Consider the following 15258-nt stretch of genomic DNA (forward strand, 5'->3'; position numbering starts at 1 on the left):
TTTCAGAATTTTTCTCTTCAACCGAACCGGCTGTTTGTGTGAAGTGATTCACATCTGCCGTGTCAGTGGGTGCGCATTATAGGGAGCTGCTGAGATATAGCAAGCCTTAAAATACAAAAAACTTATCAAGCGCTCATTAATTACACTTTTCACGTTTATCCTTCTTGATATATAAATGCGAAAACCCAGTGTTCATGCGGCTTGTAGCGTAGTTACAGTCAAAATCGTTTTTGGCGAAAAAGTGATTTTTCTCGCTCTGCCGACGCCCTCACAACGCTAATGGTGAATTAAGCATCACTCTTGACCCATGACAAAGCGCCACGCTTTCCCTCCTTTCTATAATCAGAGCCGTTTCTTCCTACTGGTAATAATCTATGGCTTATCAACTCAACATTAACTGGCCCGAGTTCTTAGAGAAGTACTGGCAAAAGCAGCCGGTCGTATTAAAGAAGGCGTTCCCTAACTTCATCGACCCCATTACGCCAGACGAGCTGGCCGGGTTAGCCATGGAACCGGAAGTCGATAGCCGGCTGGTCAGCCTGGTCAACGGTAAATGGCAGGCCAGCAACGGTCCTTTTGAACATTTCGATGGGCTGGGTGAAAACGGCTGGTCATTGCTGGCCCAGGCGGTAAACCACTGGCATATGCCTGCCGCCGAACTGGTGCGCCCATTCCGCGTACTGCCGGACTGGCGTTTAGACGATCTGATGATCTCCTTCTCCGTTCCTGGCGGCGGCGTTGGCCCACATATCGATCAGTATGACGTCTTTATTATTCAGGGCATGGGGAGCCGCCGCTGGCGCGTGGGTGACAAGCTGCCGATGCGTCAGTTCTGTCCGCATCCGGCGCTGCTGCACGTTGATCCGTTCCCGCCGATTATTGATGAAGATCTGGAGCCGGGCGACATCCTCTATATTCCGCCTGGATTCCCACACGACGGAGTGACCCACGAAACGGCACTGAACTACTCCGTCGGCTTCCGTGGGCCAAACGGCCGCGACCTGATCAGCAGCTTCGCCGACTATGTGCTGGAAAACGACCTCGGCGGCGAACACTACAGCGATCCGGACCTCACCTGCCGCGACCATCCGGGCCGGGTTGAAGAGTATGAACTCGAACGTCTGCGCAACATGATGATCGACATGATTCGCCAACCAGAAGACTTCAAGCAGTGGTTCGGCAGTTTCGTCACCACGCCGCGTCACGAACTGGATATTGCTCCGGCGGAACCGGCATATGAAGAAGAGGAAGTGGTCGATGCGCTGCTGGGCGGCGAAAAGCTTTCTCGCCTGAGCGGCCTGCGCGTTCTGCATATCGGCGACAGCTTCTTCGTGCATAGCGAACAACTCGACACCACCGATGCCAGCGCGCTCGATGCGCTGTGTCGCTATACCTCGTTAGGTCAAGAAGAGCTCGGCAGCGGCCTGCAAAATCCGGCGTTCGTTAGCGAACTGACGCGGCTGATTAATCAGGGCTACTGGTATTTCGAAGAGTAAGAGAACGGCAATACTGCGGGCAGTCGCCTGGCGCTGCCCGCTTGCTTTCAGCCGTTATTGCGCATATTTCGGCAACACGATAATAAAGCGAGTGGAGCGCAGATCGGACTGCACCGCTACGCTGCCGTGGTGAGCGCTGACAATCGATTTTACAATCGCCAGACCGATGCCGCTGCCCTCGCCTTTGCGCTGGCGCGAGGGGTCGACGCGATAGAAACGATCAAACAGGCGTGGCAGATGCGCGGCGGCAATCGGTGCGCCGGGGTTCTCCACCACCAGGCGAATCTTCTCGGCGCTTTCGCTCAACTGAATGGTCACCGCCTGCCCGGCCGGCGTATAGCGAATCGCGTTCGACAGCAGGTTGCTGATTGCCCGCCGCAGCATCAGCGGGTCGCCAATCACCCGGCAATGGCTACCGACAAAACGCAGCGCCACCTCTTTTTCTTCCGCCCACGCTTCAAAGAACTCAAACACCTTATTCACTTCCTCGGCCAGGTCCAGCGCCCGTTGTTCGGGGATCAGTTGGTTATTATCCGCCTGGGCAAGGAACAGCATATCGCTGACCATCCGCGACATGCGCGAGAACTCTTCGAGATTGGAATAGAGCACCTCTTCCAGCTCCTGCTGGCTGCGGCTCTGGCTTAAGGCGATTTCAGTTTGCGTGACCAGGTTGGTAATCGGCGTACGGATTTCATGGGCGATATCGGCGGAAAAGTTCGACTGGCGGGTAAAGACATCCTCTATGCGCTCCAGCATATGGTTAAACGACAGCGCCAGCCGTTCCAGCTCGATGGGCACCGCCTGCGGGTCGAGGCGCACATCGAGATCCCGGGAGGTAATATTCTGGATCTGGCGGCTGATCTGGCGAATCGGCTTATGCCCCTGATAGACCACAAACAGCACGATGGCGATGATCAGCAGGCTGATTATCGACGCCGCGGAAATCAGCTTTGCTTTGAGCTCATTAATATAGTGCAGGTGAAAGTCGATCGATAAGGCCATCAGCAGATGCCAGGCCGGTTTGCCATCTGCCTGCTTGCCCAGCGGCAACATGATTAGCCGCCAGGAGCGGGTCTCCATTTGATGATTATCATGAACCATTTCCCGCGGCTGCGGGTCGGTCCATGAAATCACATTACCGTCGCGCAACTTCATCGCCAGCCCCGGCGTGCTCATAATATGGCTGAGTTCCGGGCCGTCTGGCGACTGAAACAGAATATTGCCCTCGGCATCATCCAGACAGATAAAGACGTTAGCGTAGCCGCCAATCACGTTTTTTAAGATCTCCAGCCGCCGCTCCTGCGGATAGTCGGCGTGGTTGAGCACCGTCTCAAGCGTGGTACTGAGCTGCTTGAGGTCGTGAACGTCGCGCTCTTCAAAGTGAGCCTTCACCGAATGGATCATGATCCAGGTGAAGGCAAAGAATGCAATGATGGTGGCGAGGCTGATAAAGAAGGTCAGCCGGGTGGCCAACGAAAAGGGGCGCTTAGCGGCCATCCGGCACCTCAAGCATATAGCCGACGCCGCGCACGGTCTGGATAAGCTTCGGCTCGAAGTCGTTATCGATTTTGGCGCGCAGCCGCTTCACCGCCACGTCGATAGCGTTAGTGTCGCTGTCGAAATTCATATCCCACACCTGCGACGCGATCAGCGAACGGGGTAGCACCTCGCCCTGATGGCGCAAGAAGAATTCCAGCAGGGTAAACTCTTTGCTGGTCAGGGTGATACGAGTCGCGCCACGCGTCACCTTACGGCTCACCAAATCAACGCTGAGATCGGCCGCCTGAAACTGGCTTTCTACTATTACCGCCGCCCCGCGACGCAGCAGAGTGCGCACCCGCGCCAGCAGTTCCGCAAAAGCAAAGGGCTTCACCAGATAGTCGTCGGCGCCCAGCTCCAGCCCCTTCACCCGATGCTCGATAGTGCCAAGCGCGGTGAGCAGCAGGATCGGCATCCCTTTATTGGCGGCGCGCAGCATGCGCACGATATCCCAGCCGTTGACGTCCGGCAGCATGATGTCGAGGATCAGCAGATCGTAGTCGCTGGTCATCGCCAGGTGATAACCGTTAAGGCCGTTGTCGGCCAGGTCGACGACGAATCCGGCTTCGGTAAGCCCTTTGGTCAGGTACTCCCCGGTTTTCTTCTCATCTTCGACAATCAAAATCTTCACGGTTGGCTCCTTCACGCGCGCTCTGTGCGGGTATTCAATTTTAGAGTAGCCCCTCCGGATAGCAATGAAATATCAGGAAAATGACAGTTTTGTCATTTTCCTGTCACGCGTTGAACAGAGCCCGCTGCGTAAAGTATCCGACATTGATAAATCGCCGAAAACCGTCTGTCGCCATGCGCCCAATAAAGCTTCTTACTCTCAGCGTGATATTCGCCTTAACCGGCTGTTTGTCACTTGCTCCGGACTACCAGCGCCCCGCCGCGCCGGTACCGCAGCAGTTCTCTCTCAGCCAGAACAAACTGGTTACCGCGACGGCGGGCTACCAGGAGACCGGTTGGCGCACCTTTTTCGTCGACCCGCAGGTGAAAAGCCTGATTAGCACCGCGCTGACCAACAACCGCGATCTACGGATGGCGACGCTGAAAGTGCAGGAAGCCCGCGCCCAGTACCGGGTGACCGACGCCGACCGCTACCCGCAGCTTAACGGCGACGGCAGCACCACCTATGGCGGCAAGCTCAAAGGCGACACCACCACCAGCAGCGATTATGCCGCCGGCTTGAATCTCAGCTACGACCTCGACTTCTTTGGCCGGTTGAAAAACCTTAGCGAGGCCGACCGACAGAACTTCTTCGCCAGCGAAGAGGCGCGGCGCACGGTGCATATCCTGTTGATTGCTAACGTTTCACAAAGCTACTTCAACCAGCGGCTGGCGGCGGCGCAGTTACAGGTGGCGAACGACACCTTGCAGAACTATCAGCAGTCTTACGCCTTCGTTGAAAAACAGCTGCTGACCGGCAGCACCACCGTGCTGGCGCTGGAACAGGCGCGCGGGATGATCGAAAGCACCCGCGCCGATATCGCCAAACGGCAAGGCCAGCTGGCGCAGGCCAATAACGCCCTGCAGCTACTGCTCGGCAGCTATCAGCGCCTGCCGGACGATAGCGCCAGCAGCGCCGTGGACCTGAAAGGCGTAACCCTGCCGCCGTCGCTCTCCTCAGAGATCCTGCTGCAGCGGCCGGATATTCTGGAAGCCGAACATAGCCTGCTGGCGGCCAACGCCAACATCGGCGCCGCACGGGCGGCCTTCTTCCCGTCGATTACCCTGACCAGCTCGCTTTCTGGCAGCAGCAGCGAGCTCTCCAGCCTGTTTAACGCCGGCAGCGCGATGTGGAACTTCATCCCCAAAATCGAACTGCCGATTTTCAACGCCGGGCGTAATCAGGCCAACCTCGATCTGGCGGAAATCCGCCAGCAGCAGCAGGTGGTCAACTATGAGCAAAAAATACAGTCCGCCTTTAAAGAGGTGGCCGACGCGCTCGCCCTGCGCCAGAGCCTGGCCGATCAGATTGCCGCCCAGCAGCGCTATCTCGATTCACTAAATATCACCCTGCAGCGCGCTACTGCGCTCTATCGTCACGGCGCGGTCAGCTACATCGAAGTCCTGAGCGCCCAGCGCGACATTTTCACCACCCGACAAACCCTGCTGGAACTCAACTATTCCCGTCAGGCGAATGAAATCACCCTGTTCACCGCTCTCGGCGGCGGCTGGATGGAATAACCCGAGGAGTCTTGATTATGAATTCACTGTCTAAAATCGCCCTGTTCACCCTGTTCTCTGGCGCAGTGTTCGCGGCCCAGGCCGCCGAACCGCACGCCGGTATGACAATGCACGAGCAGCCCGCTGCCGCGCAGACGCAAAGCATCACTGGCAAAGGCGTCATTAAAGCCATTGATATGGATAGCAAAAAAATCACTATCGCCCACGACGCCATCCCGGCGGTGAACTGGCCGCCGATGACCATGCGCTTCACCATCACCCCGCAGACGCAGCTCAACAATGTGAAGGATGGCGACAGCGTGGACTTCACCTTCGTTCAGCAGGGCAATCTGTCGCTGTTACAGGATATCCGCGCCCAATAACGGCCCGGCGACGGTAGCCCCCTCAACAACTGAATGGACGACACATGGCATCCCTGACACTGAAAAATACGGCGCTGATCCTCGGCAGCATGCTGGTTGGCGGCGCGCTTACCGCGGCGCTGTATACCCGACTGACGCCGACAATGGATAGCGATCCGGCGGCCGAGCAGCAGCGTAAAGTGCTGTTCTGGTACGACCCGATGTACCCGAATACTCGCTTTGATAAACCGGGTAAATCGCCGTTTATGGATATGGACCTGGTGCCAAAATACGCTGATGAGGAGAGTGCCGCCGCCGGTGCGCCGGGGGTGCGTATCGACCCGACGCAGACCCAAAACCTCGGCGTAAAAACCGCCGCGGTCACCCGCGGGCCGCTGCGCTACGCCCAGACCTTTCCGGCCAACATCAGCTATAACGAGTACCAGTACGTGATTATGCAGGCGCGGGCGGCGGGCTTTATTAATAAAGTCTATCCGCTGACCGTCGGCGACAAAGTCAAGCAAGGCACGCCGTTGCTCGAGCTGACCATCCCGGACTGGGTGGAAGCGCAGAGCGAATATCTGTTGTTGCAGGAGACCGGGGGCACCGCCACGCAGGTCGAGGGGATCCTTGAGCGTCTGCGCCTTGCCGGAATGCCGGATGACGATATCCGCCGCCTGAAAACCACGCGCAAAATCCAGACCCGCTTTACTCTCAAAGCACCGATCGATGGCGTTATTACCGCCTTCGATCTGCGCGCAGGAATGAATATCGCCAAAGATAATGTGGTGGCGAAAATTCAGGGCATGGACCCGGTGTGGGTCACCGTGGCGGTGCCGGAATCCATCGCCTGGCTAATTAAAGACGCCTCGCAGTTCGCCATTCAGGTTCCCGCCTGGCCGGGAAAAACCTTCAGCATCAACAAATGGACCATTCTCCCCAGCGTCGATAGCGCCACCCGTACGCTGCAGCTACGCCTGCAGGTCAACAACCCGGATGAAGCGCTGAAGCCGGGGATGAACGCCTATCTGAAACTGACCAGCGAAAGCGCGCCGATGCTGCTAATCCCATCAAAAGCGTTGATCGACAGCGGCAGCGAGCAGCGAGTGATTACCGTGGATAACGAGGGCCGCTTCGTGCCGAAAATCGTGCAGGTATTCCATGAATCCAATGGCGTTACGGCCATTCGCAGCGGTCTGCAGGAGGGCGAAAAAGTCGTCGCCAGCGGCCTGTTCCTGATCGACTCGGAAGCCAATATCTCCGGCGCGCTGGAGCGCATGCGCGCGCAGGCTCCTGATGTCACAACCCCTGCCGCCCATGCGCACTGAGGAACGGAACAATGATTGAATGGATTATCCGCCGCTCGGTGGCCAACCGTTTTCTGGTGATGATGGGGGCGCTGTTTCTCAGCATCTGGGGGACCTGGACCATCGTCCATACCCCGGTAGACGCCCTGCCGGACCTCTCCGACGTACAGGTGATCGTCAAAACCAGCTATCCGGGGCAGGCGCCGCAGATCGTCGAAAACCAGGTCACCTGGCCGCTGACCACCACCATGCTGTCAGTCCCCGGCGCCAAAACGGTGCGCGGCTTCTCGCAGTTTGGCGACTCCTACGTGTATGTGATTTTTGAAGACGGCACCGATCCTTACTGGGCGCGCTCGCGGGTGCTGGAGTATCTCAACCAGGTGCAGGGCAAACTGCCCGCCGGGGTCAGCGCCGAAATGGGCCCTGACGCCACCGGCGTTGGCTGGGTCTTCGAGTACGCGCTGGTCGACCGCAGCGGCAAACATGACCTCGCCGAACTGCGCTCGTTGCAGGACTGGTTCTTAAAATATGAGCTGAAAACCATTCCTAACGTCTCGGAAGTGGCGTCGGTAGGCGGCGTGGTCAAGGAGTATCAGATTGTCGTCGACCCGATGAAGCTGACCCAGTACGGCATCAGCCTCGGCGAGGTGAAATCGGCACTGGATGCGTCTAACCAGGAAGCCGGCGGTTCTTCCGTCGAACTGGCGGAAGCCGAATATATGGTGCGCGCCAGCGGCTATTTGCAAACGCTCGACGACTTCAAAAATATCGTGCTGAAAACCGGTGACAACGGCGTACCGGTCTATCTCGGCGACGTCGCGCGGGTGCAGATTGGCCCGGAGATGCGGCGCGGTATCGCCGAGCTTAACGGCGAAGGCGAAGTGGCCGGCGGCGTGGTGATCCTGCGCTCCGGCAAGAACGCCCGCGAGGTGATCTCGGCGGTCAAAGAGAAGCTGGCGTCGCTGCAAAGCAGCCTGCCGGATGGGGTTGAAGTGGTTACCACCTACGACCGCAGCCAGCTTATCGACCGCGCCATCGACAACCTCAGCTACAAGCTGCTGGAAGAGTTTATCGTCGTTGCGCTGGTCTGCGCCCTTTTCCTGTGGCACGTGCGCTCGGCGCTGGTGGCGATTATCTCGCTGCCGCTCGGCCTGTGCTTCGCTTTTATTATGATGCATTTCCAGGGGCTTAACGCCAACATCATGTCGCTGGGCGGGATCGCCATTGCGGTGGGGGCGATGGTCGATGCCGCCATCGTGATGATTGAGAACGCCCATAAGCGGCTGGAGGAGTGGGAACATCAGCACCCGGGAGAGAAGCTAAGCAACGACATCCGCTGGAAAATCATTACCGATGCGTCGGTGGAGGTCGGCCCGGCGCTGTTTATCAGCCTGCTGATCATTACTCTGTCGTTTATCCCGATTTTCACCCTCGAAGGCCAGGAGGGCAAACTGTTCGGCCCGCTAGCCTTCACCAAAACCTGGTCGATGGCCGGGGCGGCGCTGCTGGCGATCGTGGTGATCCCGATCCTGATGGGCTTCTGGATCCGCGGCAAGATCCCGGCGGAAAACAGCAATCCGCTGAACCGCTTTTTGATCCGCATTTATCACCCACTGCTGCTGAAGGTACTGCACTGGCCGAAGACTACCCTGCTGATTGCGCTTCTGTCGATCCTGACGATTGCCTGGCCGCTTAACCGGGTCGGCGGAGAGTTTCTGCCGCAGATCAACGAGGGCGATCTGCTGTATATGCCGTCAACGCTGCCGGGGATCTCCGCTGCGCAGGCGGCGGATATGCTGCAGAAGACCGATAAGCTGATCATGACGGTGCCGGAAGTGGCAAGGGTGTTCGGCAAAACCGGCAAGGCCGAAACCGCCACCGACTCGGCGCCGCTGGAGATGGTAGAGACCACGATTCAGCTCAAGCCACAGGATCAATGGCGGCCGGGGATGACCATGGAGAAGATCGTCGAGGAGCTGGATAAAACCGTACGTCTACCCGGGCTGGCGAATCTGTGGGTGCCGCCGATCCGCAACCGCATCGACATGCTCTCCACCGGCATCAAGAGCCCGATCGGCATTAAAGTTTCCGGCACCAACCTGGCCGATATCGACGCCATCGCCGAACAAATTGAAGTGGTGGCTCGCACCGTGCCGGGGGTCACGTCAGCGTTAGCCGAGCGGCTGGTCGGCGGGCGCTACCTCAACATTGATATTCAGCGTGAGAAGGCGGCCCGCTACGGCATGACCGTCGGCGACGTGCAGTTGTTTGTTTCGTCCGCCATCGGCGGCGCGATGGTCGGCGAAACGGTAGAGGGCGTCGAGCGCTATCCGATCAACATCCGCTACCCGCAGAGCTATCGCGATAGCCCGGAGACCCTCCGCCAGTTGCCGATCCTCACGCCGCTGAAGCAGCAGATCGTGCTCGGCGACGTCGCCGAGGTTAAAGTCGTTACCGGGCCATCGATGCTGAAGACCGAGAACGCCCGCCCGACCAGTTGGATCTACATCGACGCCCGCGACCGCGATATGGTCTCGGTGGTGCGCGATCTGCAGCATGCCATCGGCAAAGAAGTAAAGCTGAAGCCGGGCATCAGCGTCTCCTACTCCGGGCAGTTTGAGCTGCTGGAACGCGCCAATCAGAAGCTGAAGCTGATGGTACCGATGACGCTGATGATTATCTTCGTGCTGCTGTACCTGGCGTTCCGCCGCTTCGGCGAGGCGCTGCTGATTATCACCAGCGTGCCGTTCGCCCTCGTCGGCGGGATCTGGTTCCTCTACTGGATGGGATTCCATCTGTCGGTGGCCACCGGTACCGGCTTTATCGCCCTCGCCGGGGTGGCGGCAGAATTTGGCGTGGTGATGCTGATGTACCTGCGCCACGCCATCGAGGCGGAGCCATCGCTGGAGAACCCGCAGACCTTCAGCGCCGATAAACTCGACGAGGCGCTGTATCAGGGCGCGGTGCTGCGCGTGCGGCCAAAGGCGATGACCGTGGCGGTGATTATCGCCGGCCTGCTGCCGATTTTATGGGGCACCGGCGCCGGGTCGGAAGTGATGAGCCGTATCGCCGCACCGATGATTGGCGGGATGATCACCGCGCCGCTGCTGTCGCTGTTTATCATTCCGGCGGCATATAAGCTGATGTGGCTGTATCGGCATCGGGGCAAGCCGGGGAATAAATAATGGCAAGCCCGTTGGTATTTCACCGGCGGGCCTTTTAATTATTAGACCCACAAGTCATTCCCTCATTTAACCAACATCCACACTCATATTATCTCATCCTCTGCGCCAATCGGCCTTCACCCCACGTTATTCCCTTTAGCTTCATTGATTTTCCTGCTCACCCAGGCTGCGTATTTATCACGCGGAGAAAAGGTGGGCCTTAAATTAATGAGCGCTATCGATGAACCTTAATCCTTCTCCACCCTGTTTATTTTTGCTGTTATTACTTTCCACCCTGAGCACGATATCCCCCTGCCATGCCGCGACAGTAAAGGTGGATAATTGCGAAGTTGGCTGCCCAACCGGCGGCAGCCAACAGACGCTTTTCCGCGCGGCCTACACTCTGAACAATAACCCCAGTCGTAAACTGGCCAACTGGGTAGCGTATAAAATCACCCGTGCCAGCGAGGCCAGCAACCGGGCAAGAGTGTGGAAGCAGGACCCCGATTTACCCGCAGCCGATACCCTGGCGCCCGCCGACTATCGCCGGGCCAACACCTTACTGGCGGTCGATCGCGGCCATCAGGCACCGCTGGCGAGCCTCGGCGGCGCGGAGGACTGGCCTGCGCTGAACTATCTGTCGAATATCACCCCGCAGGAAGCGGCGCTGAATCAGGGAGCATGGGCGCGGCTGGAAGACGCGGAGCGCGCGTTGGCCGAGCGCCCGGAGGTGACAGCGGTTTATTCGGTTACCGGGCCACTGTTCGAGCGGCATATCGCCACCCTGCCCGCCGCGCCGGGCGTGGAGATCCCCAGCGGTTACTGGAAGATTATTTTCCTCGATAGCGGCCCGCAGAGCGGCCAGTACGCAGCATTTGTGCTGGACCAGGCAACGCCGCGCGATGCTAATTTTTGCGACCATCAGGTGACGGTGGCGGAGATTGAGCGCCGCACCAGTCCGCATTTGACGCTGTGGTCAGCATTGCCGGCGGCCGCTGCCGCAACGCTAAAAACGCAGCCGGGCAGGTTGGCGCGGGAAATGGGTTGCAGGTAGGGAACGGAGGAGTAAAGTTGTCGACCTGTCGCGATTAACAATCGGCGTCTTACCGCCAGCCAGCAAACCATATATAGTTACCGTCTCTGCCACTGCTAAGCGCTGTTGATATCGTATGAAGCTCGGTTATTTTTGTTACTTCCTGCTGGCCCTTGCCGCCGTCGGCAGCCTGTTGCTGCCCTATTCCATCGCCATGTGGTTCCTGCTGGCGAACGTGCTGACCTGGCTTATCTACGGCATCGACAAATTAGCCGCCCGTAAAGCCTGGAGCCGGATCCCGGAATCCACCCTGCTGGCCTTCGGCCTGCTTGGCGGATGGCCGGGCGCGATTGCCGGGCAGCAGTGTTTTCGCCACAAAACCCAGAAGCAGCCATTCAGAACGTATTTCATTATTAGCATCGTGCTGAATGTTGTGGTGCTGGTTGGCGGATATTGGCTGTATCGGGGATATGGGGTGTAGGGTTGGTTAGTTGAATCTTGGCTAAGCAAACTATTAACGAGAAAGCAGAAGTAGATCGCGAGGTTTATTGGATGATTGGCAAGAATCGTAACTAAGTGAAGATGAGGGCTGGGACAGTTACTACTTTTAGCCCACCCGCTGATAATCGTTCTCCCTTGATCCCACGGCCACACAGCATGCGCTCACCATACTGATGTAATAATGAGAAGGATTAGGAAGTTGTTCCATCAGCCACGGCAGCTCAGTTGAATATTCGCAATCAGTGGTAGCAATCCACCACACCGGCTCGCCATCCAGCATCATCGGCTGGGCTTCATGATAATGTTCATCCCAACCGCGACCACTCGTATCAGCATAGGCTTTAGCTATAGCAATAGCCTGTTCGCGGGAAATCATCGTTGGACTCCGTACCAAACACTATACATTATTCCTCCCACCGTGATTGGCCCTAAAAGCATGCCAGCAGCTTCATGCCTCAATAAGGAGAATGTTATCTCATAAGTATTCCCTAGCGGAAATTTAAATCCCTGAATGATGTACTCTCTACTCATACCTCTGGCTCTTAACAAACCAATGGTTTCAGCAAGAGCCTCTTCAAGATAACGTAATATATAGGATTTAGAATAAGCCGACTGCCTCATGAATACACGCAACTCACGTAATAAATAAAACTTAGGTGCGATCGCCATATGAACTCGTTCATGATACAACGTCGTCAGCATTTTCAGATAGGCTTCATCCTTTGACATTACGTTAGGATAATAGTTACGCCCAATAGTTGCATCCCCCCAAATTTTCGTCGCCCCCTGCCCCACATCCTTATATTTGGTTATTTTTATAGTGGGTGTATAACGCCAACCTCCATTTCTCGGAAGACTCATGCGTTTAGCTATTTCGTTACTATATTGGGGCATCGAAGCCCCCCTGAAAGGCCTTTTAAACGTATCGGCTGGTTTCGCTTTAAGTAAAATGACAAAAATAGTATTCACTCCAACCAACATGATTGCTTCTGAAAGATCTCTTGCCGCATCCTCAAGCTCATCTTCTGTTTTAGCATTGATGGTTTTTATTGCAAAGGTATACAATAACTTCCCTGCATTAAGAGCAACTCCACCTATTGCAACCCATCCTGCACAGAGGAGTATCACATCAGCGATTTCACCAACTCCAAAAAAATGAGCACTTCCCCAAACTATTAATACTCCAGACATTGTCGCTAATGCCTGCGGAGTTAACATCGTTAAAAGATAGTTTCCAATATCGACAGGTAGGTGATTAGCTGTTTTTGTTAGGACAATCTGTAACTTTGCTTGCAAATCCATGCGCAAAACATCCATTTAGACCCCTGGGTTAAGTTATAATTTCAGCTCTATTCCATTCAGAGAGAACACTATGATAGAACATAAACACCATACTAACTGATTAATAGTTATGATTTCATGCTTTATTTTCCCTTGCTCTTATCAAAAACAAGCTATCAAAGATGATAATTAACGGATCATTTTATATAAATTATTAATCAACCACATCACAGAACTATTAGCAGATTAGTTAACAGTAACTTTTATCTGCAATCGTAGGGGAATAATAGACTCATATTTATTATACAAAAAAGGGCAATTATAATGACTATCAAAGAAAGAGATCTATTCGATGCCGGATTCACTGAGAGCGATGTCGAGAGTCTGCATCGCAGGCTTGCAGCAGCAGAAGGAAATTTGGATGAACTGATTTCAGTGCTATCCCGCCGATTCTGGGTAGCATTCTGGGTTACCGTTGCCCTGGTTGTGGTTATGTTCGTCACCACCTTATGCGGCCCCCAGAAATATCTCATCTCTGGAGGTCTGGGTAATGTTGTAGTACTGGCTATTACCTGGGGTACATTCTCACCATTCCTGGCCTGGAAGGCTAACCGGCTGCAGAAAAAAATATCTCATCAAACAAATAGATAGTGGTCTCTCTGTATAACAACGCCATTCAGTCGCTACCTCACTCTGCCAGCATCTGCGCTTTAAGCTCTTCCGGCGTATATGGCGGGTTTCGCCGATGCAGCATCGCGTGACAGTTGGGGCAAACAGGGATCAGGTCAGTTTTCGGATCCAGACGATAGTCCTGTTTAATCTCCGATAGCGGTACCAGATGATGAATGTGGATAAAGCCCTGGCCGATATCACCATAGCGCTTAGCCATATCAAGTCTGCACACCTGACACCGAGTACCGTGATAGCGCAACGCGGCCTCGCGGGCCTGGCGATCGCGCTCATAGCGGTTAACCATAACCTGAACCGCAGCCCCTTCCACAAACTCACTTTTCGTCTGTAGCTCGTCGGGGAAAAGGGTAATGCTGGCATCATCTACTCGCTCATGAACGATGTTGAACCCTTGCTCCAGCAACAGACGGACGCATTTGGATTTGATCCCACCGCTGAAATCCGCCGGCGTGAACTCCGTTTTCGTCGCCATGGTGGCCGCTATCCCAACGATAGCTTTAGAGGGATAACGACGTCCTTCGAATTCGACTTCATACAGACGCGCGTCTTTAAACTGATGCGCTATACCCTCGTCGTATGCGCGGATGGCTTCGATGATGCATTCTCGCGATAGATGATCTGGCAACCGTTTCATATGGCTGAGCTATTTGATGATGAGTGACCTCATTATAGATAGAAAGCGGAATAAATTTCGAATAGATAAATCATGGTGATAGTTGAAAAGAGACCTGGGTTGGATATCGAATCCCGGTGGCTTGATCGACAGCAGTTTTGCGAGCATCATCGCAATTATTTAGCAAAATACGTAACGCGATGCCTTCCAGTAAAACTCTGCAACAAGCGATCGCCAATATCACTATCTGGCGCAAAGGCGAAGAGCGCGCGCCGCATAAACCTCTGCTGTTGTTGCACGTGCTGTCGCATTACCAGCACGGACATCCGCGGATGTTCGATTACGCCTCAGAGGTCCGTGATGAGTTACATAGCCTGCTGGAGCGTTTTGGCCCACAGCGCGCGCAATACCGCCCCGATATGCCTTTCTGGCGTCTAAAAGGCGACGGCTTCTGGGAATTACGCAACGCTGAGCAATGCTCAACTGAAGGCAGCAGACAGCCCCCCTCTAAAGAACTGGAAACCTATCACGTCGCGGGCGGCTTTGACGAAGAGCACTTCGCGCTGCTGGGCAAGAATAAGAGGCTGATTAACACCCTGGCGCATCAGATCCTGCAGGCCCATTTCCCGGAGAGTATTCAGGAAGAGATCGCCGACGAGATGGGGTTTGATATCCAGCAAATTCGCAAAGAACGCGACCCGCTGTTCCGCCAGCAGGTGCTACGCGCTTATAACTATGAATGCGCTATCTGCGGCTTTAATATGCGCCATGACAATACCTCCGTCGCGCTGGAGGCTGCGCATATCAAATGGAAGCAGCACGGTGGCCCATGTGAAATTCCCAACGGCCTGGCGCTATGCGCCATTCACCACAAAGCATTTGATAAAGGTTCGATTGGCCTGGATGAGCATATGCGGGTACAGATTTCTCCCGCGGTTAACGGCGGCGGGATTGTCGGAAAGCTGTTCTGGGATTTTGATGGTAAGCAAATCGGATTGCCTCAGGGGAAGGATTGTTACCCGAAAGAGGGATTTGTGGAGTGGCACAGAAGAGAGGTATTTAGGAGCTGAGGTAAGGCACGCGAATATATGGCACGGAATCGC

14 protein-coding genes are annotated in these 15258 nt (G+C 55.5%); 9 read left to right on the plus strand and 5 right to left on the minus strand.

Going from position 1 to position 15258, the window contains the following annotated elements:
- The first annotated feature begins 374 nt into the window (after window positions 1-374).
- The gene (locus ABLU86_RS15195) at window positions 375-1496 is read left to right on the plus strand and encodes a cupin domain-containing protein (protein WP_047045565.1); all 1122 of its coding nucleotides are present in this window, start codon (window positions 375-377) and stop codon (window positions 1494-1496) included.
- 54 nt (window positions 1497-1550) lie between these two features.
- On the opposite strand, the gene ABLU86_RS15200 is transcribed toward ABLU86_RS15195, so the two are convergent.
- Window positions 1551-2993 carry a Cu(+)/Ag(+) sensor histidine kinase gene (locus ABLU86_RS15200; protein ID WP_045386894.1) on the minus strand — a complete coding sequence of 481 codons (1443 nt, stop codon included), beginning with the start codon at window positions 2991-2993 and terminating at the stop codon, window positions 1551-1553.
- Entirely contained in the window at window positions 2983-3666 is a 684-nt protein-coding gene (cusR, locus tag ABLU86_RS15205) for a copper response regulator transcription factor CusR (protein WP_008807068.1), read from the minus strand. The genes ABLU86_RS15200 and cusR overlap by 11 nt, the downstream gene beginning before the upstream one ends.
- A 173-nt stretch (window positions 3667-3839) precedes the next feature.
- On the opposite strand from cusR, the gene ABLU86_RS15210 reads away from it, so the two are divergent.
- The 6 genes from ABLU86_RS15210 (at window position 3840) to ABLU86_RS15235 (ending at window position 11551) form a co-directional block, all read left to right on the plus strand.
- Window positions 3840-5225 carry an efflux transporter outer membrane subunit gene (locus tag ABLU86_RS15210; RefSeq protein ID WP_348796228.1) on the plus strand — a complete coding sequence of 462 codons (1386 nt, stop codon included), beginning with the start codon at window positions 3840-3842 and terminating at the stop codon, window positions 5223-5225.
- A gap of 17 nt (window positions 5226-5242) precedes the next feature.
- Complete coding sequence (gene cusF, locus ABLU86_RS15215) at window positions 5243-5587, plus strand: cation efflux system protein CusF (RefSeq protein WP_020079739.1); 345 nt, start codon at window positions 5243-5245, stop codon at window positions 5585-5587.
- A gap of 44 nt (window positions 5588-5631) precedes the next feature.
- Window positions 5632-6894, plus strand: a complete 1263-nt coding sequence (locus ABLU86_RS15220; protein ID WP_047075940.1) for an efflux RND transporter periplasmic adaptor subunit — start codon at window positions 5632-5634, stop codon at window positions 6892-6894.
- An 11-nt stretch (window positions 6895-6905) separates the two neighbouring features.
- Window positions 6906-10058, plus strand: coding sequence for a CusA/CzcA family heavy metal efflux RND transporter (locus ABLU86_RS15225; protein ID WP_348796227.1), 3153 nt, complete (start codon window positions 6906-6908; stop codon window positions 10056-10058).
- Window positions 10059-10371: 313 nt separating this feature from the next.
- On the plus strand, window positions 10372-11091 hold the full coding sequence (locus ABLU86_RS15230) for a DNA/RNA non-specific endonuclease (RefSeq protein ID WP_348796226.1): 720 nt from the start codon (window positions 10372-10374) through the stop codon (window positions 11089-11091).
- A 115-nt stretch (window positions 11092-11206) separates the two neighbouring features.
- Entirely contained in the window at window positions 11207-11551 is a 345-nt protein-coding gene (locus tag ABLU86_RS15235; RefSeq protein ID WP_047041142.1) for a DUF1294 domain-containing protein, read from the plus strand.
- Window positions 11552-11677: 126 nt separating this feature from the next.
- Here ABLU86_RS15235 and ABLU86_RS15240 read toward each other — a convergent pair whose 3' ends face one another.
- Window positions 11678-11947, minus strand: coding sequence for a hypothetical protein (locus tag ABLU86_RS15240; RefSeq protein WP_110916678.1), 270 nt, complete (start codon window positions 11945-11947; stop codon window positions 11678-11680).
- Window positions 11944-12888 carry a hypothetical protein gene (locus ABLU86_RS15245; protein ID WP_348796225.1) on the minus strand — a complete coding sequence of 315 codons (945 nt, stop codon included), beginning with the start codon at window positions 12886-12888 and terminating at the stop codon, window positions 11944-11946. The genes ABLU86_RS15240 and ABLU86_RS15245 overlap by 4 nt, the downstream gene beginning before the upstream one ends.
- A 288-nt stretch (window positions 12889-13176) precedes the next feature.
- On the opposite strand from ABLU86_RS15245, the gene ABLU86_RS15250 reads away from it, so the two are divergent.
- Window positions 13177-13503, plus strand: coding sequence for a hypothetical protein (locus ABLU86_RS15250; RefSeq protein WP_042894163.1), 327 nt, complete (start codon window positions 13177-13179; stop codon window positions 13501-13503).
- Between the two features lie 37 nt (window positions 13504-13540).
- Here the strand turns inward: ABLU86_RS15250 and ABLU86_RS15255 are convergent, their stop codons facing one another.
- Window positions 13541-14176, minus strand: a complete 636-nt coding sequence (locus ABLU86_RS15255; RefSeq protein WP_042894164.1) for an HNH endonuclease — start codon at window positions 14174-14176, stop codon at window positions 13541-13543.
- Between the two features lie 179 nt (window positions 14177-14355).
- On the opposite strand from ABLU86_RS15255, the gene ABLU86_RS15260 reads away from it, so the two are divergent.
- Window positions 14356-15225 (plus strand): phosphorothioated DNA-binding restriction endonuclease, encoded by an 870-nt coding sequence (locus tag ABLU86_RS15260; RefSeq protein WP_348796224.1) that lies wholly within the window; start codon window positions 14356-14358, stop codon window positions 15223-15225.
- Window positions 15226-15258: the final 33 nt, after the last annotated feature.

The sequence above is a fragment of the Klebsiella sp. JN_Kp121 genome, from assembly GCF_040062145.1.
In the GTDB taxonomy this organism is placed as follows: Bacteria; Pseudomonadota; Gammaproteobacteria; order Enterobacterales; family Enterobacteriaceae; genus Klebsiella; species Klebsiella aerogenes.

Excerpts from the sequence above, each read along its gene's own strand:
- ABLU86_RS15220 (WP_047075940.1), top strand. The coding sequence starts at position 5,632 with ATGGCATCCCTGACACTGAAAAATACGGCGCTGATCCTCGGCAGCATG.
- ABLU86_RS15200 (WP_045386894.1), bottom strand. The coding sequence starts at position 2,993 with ATGGCCGCTAAGCGCCCCTTTTCGTTGGCCACCCGGCTGACCTTCTTT.
- ABLU86_RS15195 (WP_047045565.1), top strand. The coding sequence starts at position 375 with ATGGCTTATCAACTCAACATTAACTGGCCCGAGTTCTTAGAGAAGTAC.
- ABLU86_RS15260 (WP_348796224.1), top strand. The coding sequence starts at position 14,356 with ATGCCTTCCAGTAAAACTCTGCAACAAGCGATCGCCAATATCACTATC.
- ABLU86_RS15245 (WP_348796225.1), bottom strand. The coding sequence starts at position 12,888 with ATGGATGTTTTGCGCATGGATTTGCAAGCAAAGTTACAGATTGTCCTA.
- ABLU86_RS15225 (WP_348796227.1), top strand. The coding sequence starts at position 6,906 with ATGATTGAATGGATTATCCGCCGCTCGGTGGCCAACCGTTTTCTGGTG.
- ABLU86_RS15250 (WP_042894163.1), top strand. The coding sequence starts at position 13,177 with ATGACTATCAAAGAAAGAGATCTATTCGATGCCGGATTCACTGAGAGC.
- ABLU86_RS15255 (WP_042894164.1), bottom strand. The coding sequence starts at position 14,176 with ATGAAACGGTTGCCAGATCATCTATCGCGAGAATGCATCATCGAAGCC.
- cusF (WP_020079739.1), top strand. The coding sequence starts at position 5,243 with ATGAATTCACTGTCTAAAATCGCCCTGTTCACCCTGTTCTCTGGCGCA.
- ABLU86_RS15235 (WP_047041142.1), top strand. The coding sequence starts at position 11,207 with ATGAAGCTCGGTTATTTTTGTTACTTCCTGCTGGCCCTTGCCGCCGTC.
- ABLU86_RS15210 (WP_348796228.1), top strand. The coding sequence starts at position 3,840 with ATGCGCCCAATAAAGCTTCTTACTCTCAGCGTGATATTCGCCTTAACC.
- ABLU86_RS15240 (WP_110916678.1), bottom strand. The coding sequence starts at position 11,947 with ATGATTTCCCGCGAACAGGCTATTGCTATAGCTAAAGCCTATGCTGAT.